The sequence below is a fragment of the Fischerella thermalis PCC 7521 genome (genome assembly GCF_000317225.1).
GTDB lineage: Bacteria > Cyanobacteriota > Cyanobacteriia > Cyanobacteriales > Nostocaceae > Fischerella > Fischerella thermalis.
Map to the genome: position 1 here is coordinate 36,062 of NZ_AJLL01000103.1, position 16,651 is coordinate 52,712.

General features: G+C 41.2%; 13 protein-coding genes. 9 read left to right on the forward strand and 4 right to left on the reverse strand.

What is annotated here, in order from left to right:
- Positions 1–60 precede the first annotated feature (60 nt).
- From UYK_RS0122440 to UYK_RS0122460, 5 genes are all read left to right on the forward strand, one after another.
- A complete protein-coding gene (locus UYK_RS0122440; protein ID WP_009456871.1) occupies positions 61–4,110 on the forward strand; it encodes a DNA-directed RNA polymerase subunit beta'' in 4,050 nt (1,349 codons plus the stop codon).
- Between the two features lie 1,087 nt (positions 4,111–5,197).
- Positions 5,198–6,502: a histidinol dehydrogenase gene (gene hisD / locus UYK_RS0122445; protein ID WP_009456869.1), complete on the forward strand. Its 1,305-nt coding sequence runs from the start codon at positions 5,198–5,200 to the stop codon at positions 6,500–6,502.
- Between the two features lie 198 nt (positions 6,503–6,700).
- Entirely contained in the window at positions 6,701–7,126 is a 426-nt protein-coding gene (locus tag UYK_RS0122450) for a universal stress protein (protein WP_009456868.1), read from the forward strand.
- A 639-nt stretch (positions 7,127–7,765) separates the two neighbouring features.
- Positions 7,766–9,982 carry a polyphosphate kinase 1 gene (gene ppk1 / locus UYK_RS0122455; protein ID WP_009456867.1) on the forward strand — a complete coding sequence of 739 codons (2,217 nt, stop codon included), beginning with the start codon at positions 7,766–7,768 and terminating at the stop codon, positions 9,980–9,982.
- 156 nt (positions 9,983–10,138) lie between these two features.
- Entirely contained in the window at positions 10,139–10,555 is a 417-nt protein-coding gene (locus tag UYK_RS0122460) for a response regulator (RefSeq protein ID WP_016872200.1), read from the forward strand.
- Between the two features lie 122 nt (positions 10,556–10,677).
- Here UYK_RS0122460 and UYK_RS0122470 read toward each other — a convergent pair whose 3' ends face one another.
- Complete coding sequence (locus tag UYK_RS0122470; RefSeq protein ID WP_009456861.1) at positions 10,678–10,857, reverse strand: hypothetical protein; 180 nt, start codon at positions 10,855–10,857, stop codon at positions 10,678–10,680.
- A 148-nt stretch (positions 10,858–11,005) separates the two neighbouring features.
- Here UYK_RS0122470 and UYK_RS0122475 point away from each other — a divergent pair, with 148 nt between their 5' ends.
- Positions 11,006–11,554: a DUF2854 domain-containing protein gene (locus tag UYK_RS0122475; RefSeq protein ID WP_009456859.1), complete on the forward strand. Its 549-nt coding sequence runs from the start codon at positions 11,006–11,008 to the stop codon at positions 11,552–11,554.
- Between the two features lie 54 nt (positions 11,555–11,608).
- On the opposite strand, the gene UYK_RS0122480 is transcribed toward UYK_RS0122475, so the two are convergent.
- On the reverse strand, positions 11,609–11,869 hold the full coding sequence (locus tag UYK_RS0122480) for a CRR7 family NDH-1 assembly protein (protein ID WP_009456857.1): 261 nt from the start codon (positions 11,867–11,869) through the stop codon (positions 11,609–11,611).
- Between the two features lie 433 nt (positions 11,870–12,302).
- On the opposite strand from UYK_RS0122480, the gene UYK_RS0122485 reads away from it, so the two are divergent.
- Both UYK_RS0122485 and UYK_RS0122490 read left to right on the forward strand, forming a co-directional pair.
- Entirely contained in the window at positions 12,303–12,548 is a 246-nt protein-coding gene (locus UYK_RS0122485; RefSeq protein WP_016872202.1) for a hypothetical protein, read from the forward strand.
- A 94-nt stretch (positions 12,549–12,642) separates the two neighbouring features.
- A complete protein-coding gene (locus UYK_RS0122490) occupies positions 12,643–13,671 on the forward strand; it encodes a response regulator (RefSeq protein WP_009456855.1) in 1,029 nt (342 codons plus the stop codon).
- Between the two features lie 262 nt (positions 13,672–13,933).
- Here the strand turns inward: UYK_RS0122490 and UYK_RS0122495 are convergent, their stop codons facing one another.
- Entirely contained in the window at positions 13,934–15,076 is a 1,143-nt protein-coding gene (locus UYK_RS0122495; RefSeq protein WP_009456853.1) for a tetratricopeptide repeat protein, read from the reverse strand.
- Between the two features lie 88 nt (positions 15,077–15,164).
- Positions 15,165–15,803, reverse strand: coding sequence for a hypothetical protein (locus tag UYK_RS0122500; protein ID WP_009456851.1), 639 nt, complete (start codon positions 15,801–15,803; stop codon positions 15,165–15,167).
- 197 nt (positions 15,804–16,000) lie between these two features.
- Here UYK_RS0122500 and UYK_RS0122505 point away from each other — a divergent pair, with 197 nt between their 5' ends.
- The gene (locus tag UYK_RS0122505) at positions 16,001–16,591 is read left to right on the forward strand and encodes a hypothetical protein (protein ID WP_009456849.1); all 591 of its coding nucleotides are present in this window, start codon (positions 16,001–16,003) and stop codon (positions 16,589–16,591) included.
- Positions 16,592–16,651: the final 60 nt, after the last annotated feature.

A 16,651-nucleotide genomic window follows, 5' to 3' on the forward strand; every position in this document is an offset into this window, starting at 1 on the left:
ACCCCCTGTTCTGCGCGCTGCCTCACCATCAACTACTAACCACTAACAACTATTGACAAAATGACTAACGACAAAATGATTTTCCGCAATCGCGTTGTTGACAAAGGTCAACTGCGTAATTTGATTTCTTGGGCGTTTACGCACTATGGTACAGCGCGGACGGCTGTGATGGCGGACAAATTAAAAGATTTGGGTTTCCGCTACGCCACCAAAGCTGGTGTTTCCATCAGCGTAGAAGATTTGATGGTTCCTCCTTCCAAGCGATCGCTCCTGGAAGCCGCAGAAGCAGAAATTCGCGCTACTGAAGAACGCTACCAACGTGGGGAAATTACGGAAGTAGAGCGCTTCCAAAAAGTAATTGATACCTGGAATGGAACTTCTGAAGCTCTCAAAGACGAAGTTGTTAGCCACTTCAAAAAGACAAATCCCCTCAACTCCGTGTATATGATGGCATTTTCCGGGGCTAGGGGTAACATTTCCCAAGTACGGCAATTGGTCGGGATGCGGGGACTGATGGCAGATCCCCAAGGGGAAATTATCGACTTACCGATCAAAACCAACTTCCGGGAAGGACTCACCGTTACCGAATACATTATTTCCTCTTACGGTGCGCGCAAAGGCTTAGTAGATACAGCCCTCCGCACAGCAGACTCCGGTTATCTCACCCGTCGTCTGGTGGATGTTTCTCAGGATGTGATTATCCGGGAATTTGACTGTGGTACTACCAGAGGAATTCCCATCCGGGCCATGACCGAAGGTGGTAAGACCTTGATTAGGCTAGAAACCCGCCTCATGGGACGAGTTGTGGCGGAAGATGTGGTACATCCCACCACAGGCGAAGTTATTGCACCCCGAAATACACCGATTTCTGACGACTTGGCAAAAATCATCGAAAAATCAGGTGTAACTGAAGTAGTAGTGCGATCGCCCTTGACTTGTGAAGCAGCGCGATCAGTTTGCCAACATTGCTACGGTTGGAGTTTAGCCCACGCCAAAATGGTAGATTTGGGTGAAGCTGTAGGTATTATTGCTGCCCAAAGTATCGGTGAACCAGGTACGCAGCTGACGATGCGTACTTTCCACACAGGTGGTGTATTCACTGGGGAAGTAGCTAAACAAGAACGCGCTGTAATTGATGGTACAGTCCGTTTCCCTCGCCGCTTACGCACAAGACCCTATCGTACGCGTCACGGTGAAGATGCTTTGTATGTAGAAACCAACGGCACATTAACTTTAGATGCTGGTAACTCAACAAGCAGGGAAATTGCTGTTACCCAAGGTTCAACCCTGTACGTTGTAGATGGACAACAAGTCAAGCAAGGTCAATTAATCGCAGAAGTCGCCCTTGGCGGACGTACAACCCGCGCTAATACAGAAAAAGCCGTCAAAGACGTAGCGTCTGACTTAGCTGGGGAAGTTAAATTTGCCGATGTTGTCGCCGAACAAAAAACTGACCGTCAAGGTAACACCACCACCACAGCAGCACGAGGTGGTTTGATCTGGATTTTGTCAGGGGAAGTTTATAACTTACCACCTGGTGCGGAATTGGTAGTCAAAGAAAACGATACCGTCGCTACTAATGGCGTCCTGGCAGAAACCAAACTTACTACCCAGCATGGTGGTGTGGTACGTTTGCCCGAAGCAACCCCTGGCAAATCTACACGGGAAATTGAAATTATTACAGCTTCTGTAGTTTTAGACCAAGCCACAGTCACTGTCCAAAGCTCTCAAGGTAAAAATAACTACTTAGTTAGCACTGGTAACAATCAAGTCTTCAACTTGAGGGCAACCCCTGGTACAAAAGTCCAAAACGGTCAGGTAGTCGCCGAACTGATTGACGACCGCTATCGTACCACTACCGGTGGAATGCTCAAATACGCTGGTGTAGAAGTCCAGAAAAAAGGTAAAGCCAAGCAAGGCTACGAAGTGGTGCAGGGCGGAACTTTACTGTGGATTCCCGAAGAAACACACGAAGTTAATAAAGATATCTCCTTGCTGTTAGTGGAAGACGGTCAGTACGTTGAAGCTGGTACTGAGGTAGTCAAAGATATCTTCTGCCAAAACAGTGGCGTCATCGAAGTCACCCAGAAAAATGACATTCTGCGAGAAGTGGTGATTAAACCAGGAGACCTGCTAATGGTGGATGACCCAGAAGCAGTAATGAGTAAAGATAACACCTTTGTCCAACCTGGTGAAGAACTGCTGGGACAAACCTTTAATGAACTGCGCTACATTCAGTACGTGGAAACACCAGAAGGTCCTGCCTTGTTAAGTCGTTTGGTAGTTGAGTATGCTGTACCCAACTATCCTGATGTGCCTTCTACTACATCCGTGAGCCAGCAAACAGCCCGCTCCATTCAATTGCGAGCTGTACAACGGCTGCCCTACAAAGATTCTGAACGTGTTAAATGTGTTGAAGGCGTCGAACTGCTGCGAACCCAACTAGTATTGGAAATTGAGCAAGAAGACGAGCAAGACCACACAGCCTCCCCCTTGGCAGCAGATATTGAATTGGTACCTGATGCCAATGATCCAGAAATTCAACGTTTGCAACTGGTGATTTTGGAATCTTTAACGATTCGTCGAGATATCACCGCTGATGCTACTCAAGGTAGTACGAATACAACCCTTGAGGTTGAAGACGGACAAACTATTGCTCCTGGTGCAGTAGTAGCACGTACCCAAATCTTATGTAAAGAAGGTGGTATCGTCCGGGGCGTCAAAAAAGGTACAGAAGCTGTTCGTCGTTGCTTGGTGTTGCGTCAACAACACGACATGATCAAAATGAATTGCGCTGTCCAACCCAAAGTAAAACCGGGTGACTTGGTGGTAGAGGGTACAGAAATTGCTCCAGGAGTCTTTGCTCAAGAATCTGGGCAAGTTGTAGCAGTGAAAAAAGCAGAAAGTGCAGGAGAAACTGCGGCTAATGAATCAGCACTGGCTACTCAAAACTACTCTGTTACCATCCGTGTTGGTCGTCCCTACCGCGTCAGTGGTGGTGCTATCTTACAAGTAGAAGACGGTGATTTGGTACAGCGCGGTGATAACTTGGTGTTGCTAGTATTTGAACGTGCCAAGACAGGAGACATCATCCAAGGTTTGCCCAGAATTGAAGAACTTCTCGAAGCCCGTAAGCCGAAAGAAGCATGTATATTAGCTAAGAGAGCGGGAGAAGTTAAGGTCATCTATGGTGATGGGGATGAAGCGATCGCCGTAAAAGTGATCGAACCTAACGGTGTAGTTACAGACTATACCATTGGCCCTGGACAGAACTTAGTAGTTACGGATGGGCAAACAGTCAGTGCTGGACAGCCACTCACAGATGGTCCAGCCAACCCCCACGAGATATTGGAAGTCTTCTTTAACCTTGGTTCTGAAGATGGAGTCTATGCCTGTGCTAGTCATGCCTTACAGAAGGTACAAACCTTCCTGGTAAACGAAGTACAAATGGTCTATCAGTCTCAAGGAATTGATATTGCTGATAAACACATTGAAGTGATTGTTCGCCAGATGACTTCTAAAGTGCGGGTTGATGATGGCGGTGATACCACTATGCTACCTGGTGAATTGGTAGAACTGCGTCAAATCGAACAGGTAAACGAAGCTATGGCAATTACCGGCGGCGCAAGGGCGCAATACACTCCCGTATTGTTGGGTATTACCAAAGCATCTTTGAATACTGATAGCTTCATCTCTGCCGCCTCCTTCCAAGAAACTACTCGGGTATTAACCGAAGCAGCAATAGAAGGTAAATCTGACTGGTTACGTGGCTTGAAAGAAAACGTGATTATCGGACGATTAATTCCTGCTGGCACAGGCTTTAATACCTACGAAGAACCTGGTATAGTCGAAGACTACACCGATTCCTTCAGCAGTAGTGTCTTAGATGAAGTTGAAGACCCATTAGATATGGTGCTGGACGATCGCACAGCCCGTACCTACAACTTGGATTCTCCAACTCTAGGAGTAGGAGAAATGACTTATGGCAGCAGACCAAAGTCGATTTTGGATGATGATGATGATTTGATTCCTGGTGAAATCAACGATCTGACAGAAGACGACGAAGATGATTTCGATGAAGATGATTTCGAGGACGAAGACGACGAATAAACTAGCCTAGTCATAAATTGAGGCGGGGATGTGGTGAAGTTGGCTACATCCCCGCTTTTTGTTAGTCTGGGTGTATATAAAGCTTTTATAGTTTTTTTTACCAAAGAAAGGCAGAGGGTAGTCCCTATTAAACAAGTTTCACCACCAGGCATGAAAATTTAACTCTGACTACACCTCTACACCCATTTTCCAGCTAGACTCTCATGGGTGAGCGCCCACAACACTCTTGATGAAAGAACGAACACAGTGCAAGGCGATGCACACAGATGAGATTATGGATTTGCTCCTAATTTGATTCTTGATCGCTGTTTTCAAGACGGAAAAATATATCTGTTATATCAGCGACAGATATATCTTGAGAATTTGTAGGAAAATGAACAAGTATATTTACCCAATTGATTTTTGGCTCAGGCAATTTGAAAATCCTCGTTGACAATTTATCTCATCCTTAGGAAAAATTCGTTTTTGTTTGACAGTATTTATGAAAGCCTCTTTATATTTTGTTTTCACCACTAGAAATACGTTAAAATTAGGTACTCGATAAATCAGTTATCTCATTCACCACCTGTTGCCAAGTGGTTGTGACCGCTTAAAATTTAACCCATCTTCAAATGATATCTATTGATAGAGGTAATAAAGTGTAAATAGCTAAAGTTCAAAGACCGATATTTAGACATCCGATCATCTGTATCCATACAATAATGTTAGCTACTAAATTAGAAAGATAGGCAGAAAGTATACTTAGAGCCTACCTGTGCAATCAAAAGCCGACTAAAATGTGAAAACAATCCATCTCCCTAATTTGGGAATATGACAAACATGAAAAAAGTAATAATTAGCTTGCTGATCGTTGAAAATAACTACTAAAACTTTTTTGAGTACTACTAAATTAGCCGGAAACCGACTAGAATGATCACAATTTAGTGGCCTTTGTAAAAAAGTCATATGCTACAAACCTTGAGAGTATCAAAAAAATCCAGGTTAAGCTAGAAAAGAGAGTTGGTGTTAGCTACCCTTCCCCCTGAGGGCAAGAAGCAAAACTCATTCTCAAACGGGAATATTTTAAAGTTGGCATTGTCCTTACTCCATGCTGCGAATCATTACTCAGCAGGCAGACGTCAGATCAGAATTACAAAGGATCTGCGATCGCACCAATGACGAACAGGTGCTTCATAAAGAAGCAACAGTGCGGGAAGTGTTGCAAGCGGTGAAGCGCCAAGGTGATAAAGCTGTATTACATTACACAGCAGAATTTGACCATCAAATTCTCAAGCCAGAAGAACTACGGGTTACAGGTTCAGAAATAGATGCCGCCTATCAACAGGTCTCAAAAGAACTGGTGGAAGCAATTAGATTGGCTTGTCGCCAAATCGAAGTGTTTCACCGCCAACGAGTTCCGAAAAGCTGGATACATTTTGATGATGATGAAGTAGTTCTTGGCAAACGCTATACTCCTGTAGATCGAGCAGGAATCTACGTACCTGGTGGTCGTGCCGCATACCCGAGTACGGTCTTAATGAATGCAATTCCTGCTCAGGTGGCAGGAGTACGCCGTATTATTATGGTGACACCACCAGGAGCAAGTAAAACTATTTACCCAGCCGTATTGGTAGCTGCCCAAGAAGTGGGGTTGCAAGAAATTTATCGTGTCGGTGGAGCGCAAGCGATCGCTGCTTTAGCCTACGGTACGAAAACAATTCCTAAAGTCGATGTCATCACCGGTCCAGGTAACATTTATGTAACCCTAGCAAAAAAGCTGGTCTATGGGACAGTTGGTATTGATTCTTTAGCCGGACCAAGCGAAGTGCTGATTATTGCCGATGAAACCGCAAATCCCGTTCATGTAGCAGCAGATATGCTCGCACAAGCTGAACACGATCCAATGGCGGCGGCAATTTTATTGACGACAGATCCAGCTTTAGCTAAGAACGTACAAGTTGCTGTAGAAAGACAATTGGTAGATCATCCTAGACGCACCCTTACAGAAAAAGCACTCGCCCACTATGGCTTAATTGTGATTGTTGAATCTCTACAGGCAGCAGCCGAACTCTCAAATGAATTTGCTCCCGAACACCTAGAACTAGAAGTGGAAGATCCTTGGGAGAAAGTCCTACCATTCATTCGCCATGCTGGGGCTATTTTCTTAGGCCACTCTACACCGGAAGCAGTAGGAGATTATATTGCTGGACCCAACCATACCTTACCTACCTCTGGTGCAGCTCGCTATGCTTCGCCATTAGGAGTTGAAACTTTCCTTAAACACTCAAGTATTATTCAGTACTCACAAACTGCCTTGGAGAAAGTAGCAGGCGCAATTGATGCACTAGCAGCAGCTGAAGGCTTACCTTCTCATGCTGATTCCGTAAGACGGCGAGTTCAAAAAGAAGAATAAATCATATTATTGGTAGTTGATGGCTTAACAAACAACAAACAACAAATAAACACTAACAATTATTAAATTTTCTCCAGACTTTTGACAAAAACCAAATTGTAGCGTCAAACTTAAACTTTAAGCCTACATTCACCTTAGTATAATCTTGAAAATCATCAATTTTAATTACAGGGGTTTGCACTTTTGGAGATACAAGCCGTGCTAAAGACTATTTTGGTAGCTCTAGATTCTTCAGGCATTGCAGAGCGAGTCATTGAAACTTTAAACGATTTAGTATTACCAAAAGACAGCAAAGTTGTCCTTTGTCATGTTTTTCCTCCCCCTGACTTAGAAATGGAATTGCCTGCCGACAAGCCTCACTCAGATTCTCCAGCTCTTTCTTATTTACAGATCGAAAAACAACTGCAATCTTACCAAGCACAGTTACCTGTGGCAAGTGAAATAGAATTAGTTACCGGTGATCCGGCAGAAGAAATCATCCGCCTTGCCAATATTTATAAAGCTGATTTAATTGTGATTGGTAGTCGGGGATTGACTGGTATGAACCGAATAGTCCAGGGTTCAGTTAGTGGTCAAGTAGTAGAAGAAGCCCATTGCTCGGTGTTTGTAGTTAAGCTTAATTGAAGATAAGGCAGAGGGCAGATGGCAGAAGGGTTAAAATTTTTCATGCCCTCTTTGTGGAACAATAAATAACCAAGGATTAAATTTTTTGGCTGATAGCAAAAGTCATCTTGACATTACTCAATAAAAGCAATGGGTCTACTTAAGTAGACTTAAGCTATGATCCAGCTATTTATTTGAGGGCGAAATGCTGGGAATTATTGAAACTGGTACAAGTTGTCAGTTAAAACCCTTAATTAAATAATTACTAAAAACATAGCTTTTAAAAAAAAGATTTTTTTGATAATTTGCTTGAAAATAAATGTGATTGTTAAGTATTTAGCAATCCAATATCTTAGTGCTTTCACAAAAATCACAGCAAGTGTAACAAAGCTTGGCTTTGGTATTATTACAATAGAGAAATTAAGGGAAAACCCTTAGACAACTAGCTCCAAAATCTCAAACACCAACTCCAAAAGGTTGTTAGTCAACCTCCCCTGTAAAAGCGATTCGCTGAGTCTTGATTTCACTTAAATATGATTTATGATTTATTTATCCGCTCATTAAAGTAAAAAATTTGCACATAGTTGCTCAAATTGAAATACTGATGGGTTGGTACTGAGTTCAGTTGTATGGGCTAGGCTTGCCTGTGTTTAGGTGAACATGGCGAAATCTAAGAAGACCACCAATCAACAAATTAATCTTAACGATACACAATATTACTTAAATCGTGAGTTAAGCTGGCTAGAATTCAATAGCAGAGTATTGCATGAAGCTTTAGATTCGCGCACACCCCTTTTAGAACGCCTGAAGTTCTTGGCTATCTTTAGTTCTAACTTAGATGAGTTCTTCATGGTGCGTGTTGCAGTTTTAAAGCAACAAGTAGAAGCAAAAGTTAGCCAATTAAGTTTTGACGGTCGGACACCACAACAACAATTGGATGATATCAGTTTTGTTTTACGTCCTTTAGTAGCCCAACAGCATCAACATTTTGAGCAAGTATTAAGACCCCTTTTAGCCAATCACAACATCCATATTTTGGACTATATAGATTTGACTGAAAAACAGCGTAAATATTTAGACAATTATTTTGAAGAACAAATCTTTCCTGTTATCACTCCTCTTGCTGTTGACCCTAGCCATCCTTTCCCCTACATTTCTAATCTCAGTTTAAATTTAGCAGTTGTAGTTAAAAATCCAGAAACAGAAGAAGAATTTTTTGCGAGAGTTAAAGTTCCGAAAGTTCTGCCTCGATTTTTACCTTTACCCCCAGAGTTGGGAATTCAACGGCATGGTAAACCCGCTTTATGGACTGGTGTACCCTTGGAACAAGCGATCGCTCACAATTTAGAGTCGCTTTTTCCAGGGATGAACATTCAGGAGTATCATCCCTTCCGGATTACTCGTGATGCTGATTTAGAACTAGAAGAAGATGAAGCCGACGATTTGCTACTTTTAATTGAGCAAGAACTGCGAAAACGGCGAGTCGGTGGTACTCCTGTTCGACTAGAAATTCAATCCCAAACTCCTGATGTCATACGCAACCGACTATTGCAAGATTTAGAGTTAACTGAAAGCGATGTTTATGAAGTAGATGGTCTTTTGGGACTACACGACTTAATGTATTTTATGTCTTTGAGCGTCCCAGCAGAACTAAAAGATCCTCCTTGGCAGTCTGTTGTACCCCCTCGGCTGCAACGCATTCGCGAAGTTAATCCCAGTTCCGAGGTGTTAGAAATAGAAGAAGGCAGAGACTTTTTTGCTGTGATTCGGGAACGAGATTTACTGGTACACCATCCCTATCAATCTTTTACAGCATCAGTAGTGCGCTTTATTACCAGTGCTGCCCATGACCCGAATGTCTTAGCAATTAAAATGACTCTCTACCGTACTTCTGGTGATTCACCAATAATTAATGCCTTAATTGCTGCTGCCGAAAATGGCAAGCAAGTATCTGTATTGGTAGAACTGAAAGCACGGTTTGATGAAGAGAATAATATATTTTGGGCTAAGCGTTTAGAAAGCGTCGGAGTTCACGTTGTTTACGGTCTAGTCGGTTTGAAAACCCACTCTAAAATTGTCATGGTTGTACGGCGCGAACAAGACCGTATCCGTCGCTATGTTCATATTGGTACTGGCAATTACAACCCCAAAACAGCACGATTGTATACAGATTTGGGATTGTTTACCTGTCAAGAAGACCTGGGAGCAGATGTTACAGATGTATTTAATTTCTTGACTGGATACTCACGGCAAAAGTCTTACCGCAAATTATTAGTAGCACCTGTAAATTTACGCGATCGCTTTGTTGGACTGATCGAAAGAGAAATCGAAAATGCCCAAAAAGGCTTTTCCGGGCGTATCGTTGCCAAAATGAACTCTCTGGTCGATCCACAAATCATTTCTGAACTTTATAAAGCTTCCCGCGCAGGTGTACAAATCGACTTAATTGTCAGGGGTATTTGCTGCTTACGTCCTGGACTTAAAGATATCAGCGAAAATATTCGCGTTATTAGTATTGTGGGTCGATTTTTAGAACACTCCCGGATTTTTTACTTCTACAATAACGGTGAAGAAGAAATTTATATTGGCAGTGCCGACTGGATGCCCCGCAACCTGGATCGGCGAGTGGAAGTAGTTACCCCTATATTAGACCAAGATATTGCTAAGGATTTGCAAGAAATCTTGGGTATTATGTTAGCAGATAACCGCCAAGCTTGGGAGTTACAGCCAGATGGTAGCTACATTCAACGTCGTCCTGGTGAAGATTGTCCTGAGGCTAGTTCACAAAAAATTCTCATGTCTATGGCTTTAAACCCACCAGCGATCACCTCAAACTTGATGAATTCAAGAAAGAGTTATGTGTATCCTGACAAGTAGTTAAATACCTCTGTTGAAAAAATTTAATATTACTAAATATTAATATCAAATCTTGTGAAAAGATAGAATTTATTCAACCATAGGATAGAGTTAGTTCCGGTACTTATTCCCATACACTATAAAGGCTGTCATGCATTAACCTTATAGTTTGCTTGGATGTTAATGTTGTCTTGTGAGTCTTCTAGCTTGCGCGTTCTAGTGGTTGATGACCACGAACTAACACGCTTAACTTTGCAATTAATATTTTCTGGTCAAGAAAATATTCAAGTTGTAGGTTTAGCCTGTAATGGTCAGGAAGCCATAGAAATGGTTAAGCGCCACAAGCCTAATGTGATTGTTCTGGACTTGCAAATGCCAGTTAAGGATGGGTGGATTGCGTCTGGTGAGATTAAAGCTATTGATCCTAGCACTCAGATTATTGCTTACTCATCGGTGGATGACTCTAAACTTATCGAAGGAAAGGCAAGAGCTTGTTTAGATGCTGTTTGTAAAAAAGATGTGCCGACCACAGAACTAGTTTCCTTGGTAAGGCAATTAGGTCAAAGGACGATTAATGGTACTTTTGCTGGATAAACAAATACAAATGCTGATTTGGGAGTTTGGATATTTGAAAGAAATGGAAAAGTTGTCGATAGAACCAGAATCAAAGGTTGCTACCGACATAGGTTTTATTGCTGTAGCTTAGTTTAGCTTAATCAGATGTCTGTTTCCGGAAAGGTGCGTCTATATTCATCTATTAACTCATCCATTTCTTCCAAAGCTTGATTTACGTCTATTCTTAAAGTCCCCAAGTTTGGTTGCTCCAGTAAGCTGAGTAAGTACTCACGTTTGCTTTGAATTTGGGCAATTTTTTCTTTGATAGTTTGTGGATCCATAATTTTGGATTTCCGTCTTAAATAATATGTTCAAATTCAAAGTTAACTCAAAACAATAGAGACTTTTATCTATCCTCTTCCCTAATCTGTAGGCGATCGCCGATGATAAGAAAAACCGGTGCAAAGAAAAACTATTAAAAATTAAGTCATGTTACGCCAAGTTTCTCTGGGAACCCTGGGTTTAACCATCGGTGGTATCTTAACCATCATCGGCTTCATTGCCTACGCAAACGATAATGCTACTCTCAATCTGGTTGGATTTTTTTACGGGATTCCACTAGTGCTAGGAGGGTTGGCACTTAAAGCTAATGAACTCAAACCCGTACCCTTCAGTCAAGCTACTGCGCCTACAGTTTTAGCACTGCGCCAGCAGCAAGCAACTCCCACTCAAAATAAAATTCGTAAAGACCTGACTCGTTATTCCTACGGGCAAAACGCTCATTTTGATCGTGCTTTGTCCTACTTGGGTTTAACTTCTTCAGATGGAGAACTACCACTGATTACAGGGTTACGAGAAGAAGATATCAACGGAAATTATGCCTTGATTTTAGAATTTGATTCCTCAGCAATACCAATTGAGATCTGGCAACAAAAACAGGAGAAAATGGTCAGTTATTTTGGTCCTGGAGTCAACGTCGAAGTCACACAGTCAGGAGAAAATATAATTGAGCTAACATTGATCGCGGCTACAAAATAGTCCAATGTGAATAGTCAATAGTCAATTGTCAAAACAATGGACTATTGACTAAATTTATTTCTCTAAGCGTACTGCGTACCATTGTAAATATTGCCCGGGGCCAACATCTAATTCACAACTGGTATCAAGCAAATATTTCGCTCTTGATTCGAGCGAATCCAAAGAACGTATATCAGGAGGTAAATCTTGAGGATTGAGTTTTTGGAGAATATCTGTCAATTTTTCTAATAATTCCGATGCTGTCAAAAACTGTTCCTCTTGATTTGTCTCTAAAACAACAAAATGATCTTGCTGGTACATTAATGAATCTGGCATAAAAGATACTCCATAAATTTCCATAGGATGGGTGTTAAGTAGAAACAACGAAAGCTTTTCACCTATTTTTTTGCTGTCTTATCCTTATTTTTATTTATAACTTTACCTATTTATATTTTTTAGATGTTAGTTAAGTAAATTTACCAAATAATTACTATGATTGGCACAAAATTAAATTTATCCGTTTTGACTCCATAGTTATAAATTGCACATTTACGACATACTTACGCAATCAGCCACTTTTGTCCTAACACAGTTGGTGTTTAAACACACTGCGTAACCTTAAACTGCGAATATACATTTGAAGTTTTCAAAAAAATAGTAATTGCTTGTTTGTAGTTGGGAAATATAAATAGTAACATTTCCCTACCTTGCAAGTGCATAGTAGGACAAAAAGGTACAAACTAACTTTGCTTTCTAGATAGATTAATCTATGCAAACCATCGGTCTACCGCCACCAGATTTACAGACAGCAAGGAGCAACACCACTTCTTACACTTACAGAGGTAGCACTGATGTCATCGTGTTGCTGTGCCATCGATACATTAGTCCACACTCACTCATACAAAAAACAAATGGCGCTACATGTTGTTTACTTTTACACAAACCAATTCCACAGGAAATAATTGAGTTGGTTCACAAAATCTGTGTTCAACCAGCAGATAACAAAGCTTTTTAGAATAAAAAACATCAAAATAAACAATTTATCAGCAATAGCATAAATATATTACTTTTTCATCCTCTAAGCTTTTATTTCCTATAAAATTCAACTCATGCTAAGGATAGGCTCATTTAATTCTATTTCCAATAAACCCCCTCTGATTCTCGTAGCTGATGATGATAGAACCATGCGAATGCTGTTGCGTGAAGCTATGGAACAAGAAGGCTACCGAGTAGTCGAAGTCAGTAATGGTAAAGAGTGTTTAGATGCTTATACTGCCGTCAAGCCTGATTTAATTTTGTTAGATGTGGTCATGCCAACAATGGATGGCTTTACCTGTTGTCAGGAATTAATGCAAATTGCCAAGAAAAATTTAGTGCTAGCACTTGGCTCTCTTGACGTCTCCGGTTTTAGCAATAGCTTGATTTCTACATTTTGGGCGCGTACTCCTATACTGATGATTACAGGATTAGATGATCCTGATTCAGTAGACCGTGCTTTTGAGGCTGGAGCTAGTGATTTTGTCACGAAACCCATTCACTGGGCAGTATTGCGGCGACGGGTAAGAAAGCTATTACAACAAGGACAGGTATATAAACAGTTAGAAGCAGCCAATCAAGCTTTGCAGCAACTTGCTAACGAAGATGGCTTAACTGGGCTAGCTAATCGCCGTCGCTTTGATCAATATTTCAATTCTCAGTGGTTGGAGTTAGCACAGCAGCGATCGCCAATCTCATTAATCTTATGTGATATCGATTTTTTTAAACTTTACAACGATAAATATGGTCATCCCGCTGGGGATATCTGTTTGCAAAAAGTGGCTAATGTCTTAAAAGACACAGCCCAAAAATATCAGGACTTAGTTGCACGTTATGGAGGTGAAGAATTTGCCGTGATTTTGCCTCACACTCATGATAGGGGTGCACTTCACGTCGCAGCAGCAATGCAGGTTGGAGTGAGAGAATTAAAAATCGTTCACTCTGGATCTACTGTTAGTCAGTTTGTAACTCTCAGTTTAGGAATCGCTACAGTTATTCCCAATTTTGAAACTTCGCCCTTAGCTTTAATTGAAGCAGCTGATAAGGCACTTTATCAAGCAAAAGCAGAGGGACGCAACCGTATTATTATTAAGCATATTTAAAAATATATTTAATCAACTATTTCCAAGTAAGTCCTAAAGGTGAAAGGGTAAGGAATAGAAAGAACATTCCTTATCCTTTTTCCTTTAACCCAATACGCTTGGTTACTCTTTGTGTCTTAGTGTCTTGGTGGTTTCAAGATTATCTTTTTCACCACAAAGACACTAAGACACCAAGACAAATCTTCACAGGGGTAGATCAAAACCTTAACTGAACCGTATTGCCCTTTAACGAAGAAGTTATTGATGCTTACCCTACGATAATTTAATTCTTTTTTTTGCTTGTTTTGGTCAAGTTAGCTTTCCGCATCATTTGAGTGAGTTGGTCTAGTAATCGCACTTCTTGCTTACTGTCTTCTAATATCTTTGCTACCGTAATCGCCCTTTCATAAAAGTTACGGGCTGTTGGGAGATTACCTAGTTGCTCATATAACTGAGCGTAGGACTCAAAAGATTTTAATTCTTCTCGCCGATTTTGTAATTCTTGAGCTAATATTAATCGCTGCTGTAGCAAGTCAAAGGCGCGTTCATAGCGTCCCACGGAACTGTGAGCAGTAACTAGACCATCAATTGCTCGCAATTGGTTAACGCGATCGCCACTATACTTAGCAATTCGCAGTGCAGATCCATAAGTCCCGATAGTACCTTGATAATCTCCTGCTTCTAGGTAAGCATCACCTAAATTATTGAGGGTATTAGCCTCACCGATGGGATCACGAACCTGACGGCGGAAACTTAAAGCATTCTCGTAGAGTTTGATGGCTTTGTTGTAATTTCCTAGCCTTGCATTCGCTAGTCCCAAATTACTTAAAGACAGTCCTTGACCTTCAATATTTTTAACGTGGCGGGCAATTTCCACAGCTTCGGCAAAAGTTTGTAAACTAGCGTTGGGTTCCCCTTGTTGCAACAATAATGTACCAATATTATTCAGGGCGAAAATTTGGCTTTGAAAGTCATGGGTATCACGAGCGATCGCTAGGCGTCGGCGTATGGCGTTTTCTGCTTCTTTGTAACGACCTAACTGGACATAACCTCTACCAAGGTAATCATAAATTAAACCTTGAGCGTTGAGATCACCAAGGGAGTGATAAATTTCTAGTGCTTGTAACCAAGACTCAATTGCTTTGTCAGACTTGCCAGAGGTGTGTTGCTGCTGACCGATTCGCAGCAAAGTATCTGCTTGGTCTGTGGATTGTCGCACTACAGATTTATCTATCTGACGGTGGAGTTGTTCGGTAATATCCGCAGCATTCGCCGCTATGGGATGAAATATAAAACTAGCAACTAAAAAGGGTAAGGGAGAAAGGGGAAGGGGTTTATTAGCTGTACTCTTTAAACTCTTGTTCCCCCGCTTGAATTTATAGATGAAAATTTGGTTAATTTTTAGTATTAAATACCCTTGTTTCATAAACTTTGCCTGTGGAATTACGGCTTTATGCAGAATGTTTGGTATGTTTATTTAATAGCATTGCAAAATACATATAAAGTATGTATTTCTACGCGGTTGCGGGGGGCAGTAAATTTTCACCTAAGTAGATAGTACGAATATCTGTTGGTAATTTTTCCTCTAGCATACGATAACCTTCCTGGAGAAAATTGGCTACTTCGCTGGGAGTGATCGTTTCTCCTTCAGCTTGTAGATAGGCAGCAATTCTCGTTTCGCTCCAGTGAAAGGTTTGAGCCATTAACACCATCAAGCGTAAAATTGGCGTCATTTGGTCTAATGCTTGTTCTACATAACACCATAGTGGTACAGAGGTTGCTTTGAGAGAATAATGAATTGCTTCAGTAGGAGGAAGTTCAATCTCGTTGATGCAGTAAGCAGTCTGATCAATCAGCCAATTTTGTAAGGTCAGACTTTCCTTACCAGGTTGAGTGCTACTAAGATTAAGTCCACCCAACTCATGGTAGATATGTCGCCAAGTCAAGGCAAATAAATAATCTGCTTGTACAGGCGATCGCGCCGAGTGGCGAATTACTGTATAAACTATAGGGCTATAACGGCAAAAAATAGCTGTAAAGTACCTTCCTGACTCTGGGTGCTGCTGAAACAACTTCACGAGTTCTAGGTCAGTGTGATGGAACAGTGACTTAACCAAGGGATGATTAGCTTCAGGAAAATGAGGAATTTGCACAGTCCGATTCTGCTTATGTTGTTAGAATTAACTTGGCGATCGCAATCTTTGTTTTAATCAAATAGTCTGTTGGTGTCAGTCTGATTCGACTTCACACCAAGACGAATTAGCACTTGATACACTAGAAATAAAGACTTCATTTCAGTCATAATCTACAAAAAAAGCGGCTCCCTTATATATAATTCCCGATTCTGTTCATGTTTATAGCAAGTGTGACATCATTCTTGGTTAATCCTTATACTTTTGCCTCTTTTTTACCTTCTATACCATTAGATAGCCTTTTTTCTACCCAAGGCATAATGGTAATGCTACTAGCAGCCTATGCTGGGGCTATGTGGATGTTCCTCACCAGCGCGCCAAAGGTGTACACAGTTATGGTGTCAGATTTGGAAATTGCGCGACAGTTATACGAAGGACTTCTAGATTTACCAGCAGCAGAAGTACCACTACACTACTATTACAACTATGAACAAACCATAGGAGCAACAGGAGTTGATCCGCTTTACTTAGGGAGCAGTCCTTCTTTTTCTAACAAAATGACGAATGCAAGTGAAGGACTGTGGTATCAACTTAAGAAAAATACTCAGTTGCATGTAATTACGGGAGCTAGTTTAGGTAGCAAAAATCAACAACGTCACGTGTGCTTCGATCATGAATGCATGGAAATGATTTTAATGCGAGTAGAAGTGCGAGGGTTGAAATTCAAAATTCGCAGCAGAAAACCTTTAAACTTTTTGGTTAAGGACTACGAAGGGCGAATTATTGAAATGGCAGAAGTTGCAAATTAAAGGTAAAAATTTTTTCACAATTTCTTTTTTCGGAAAATTACAGCTTGCTTGTGTAGTTCC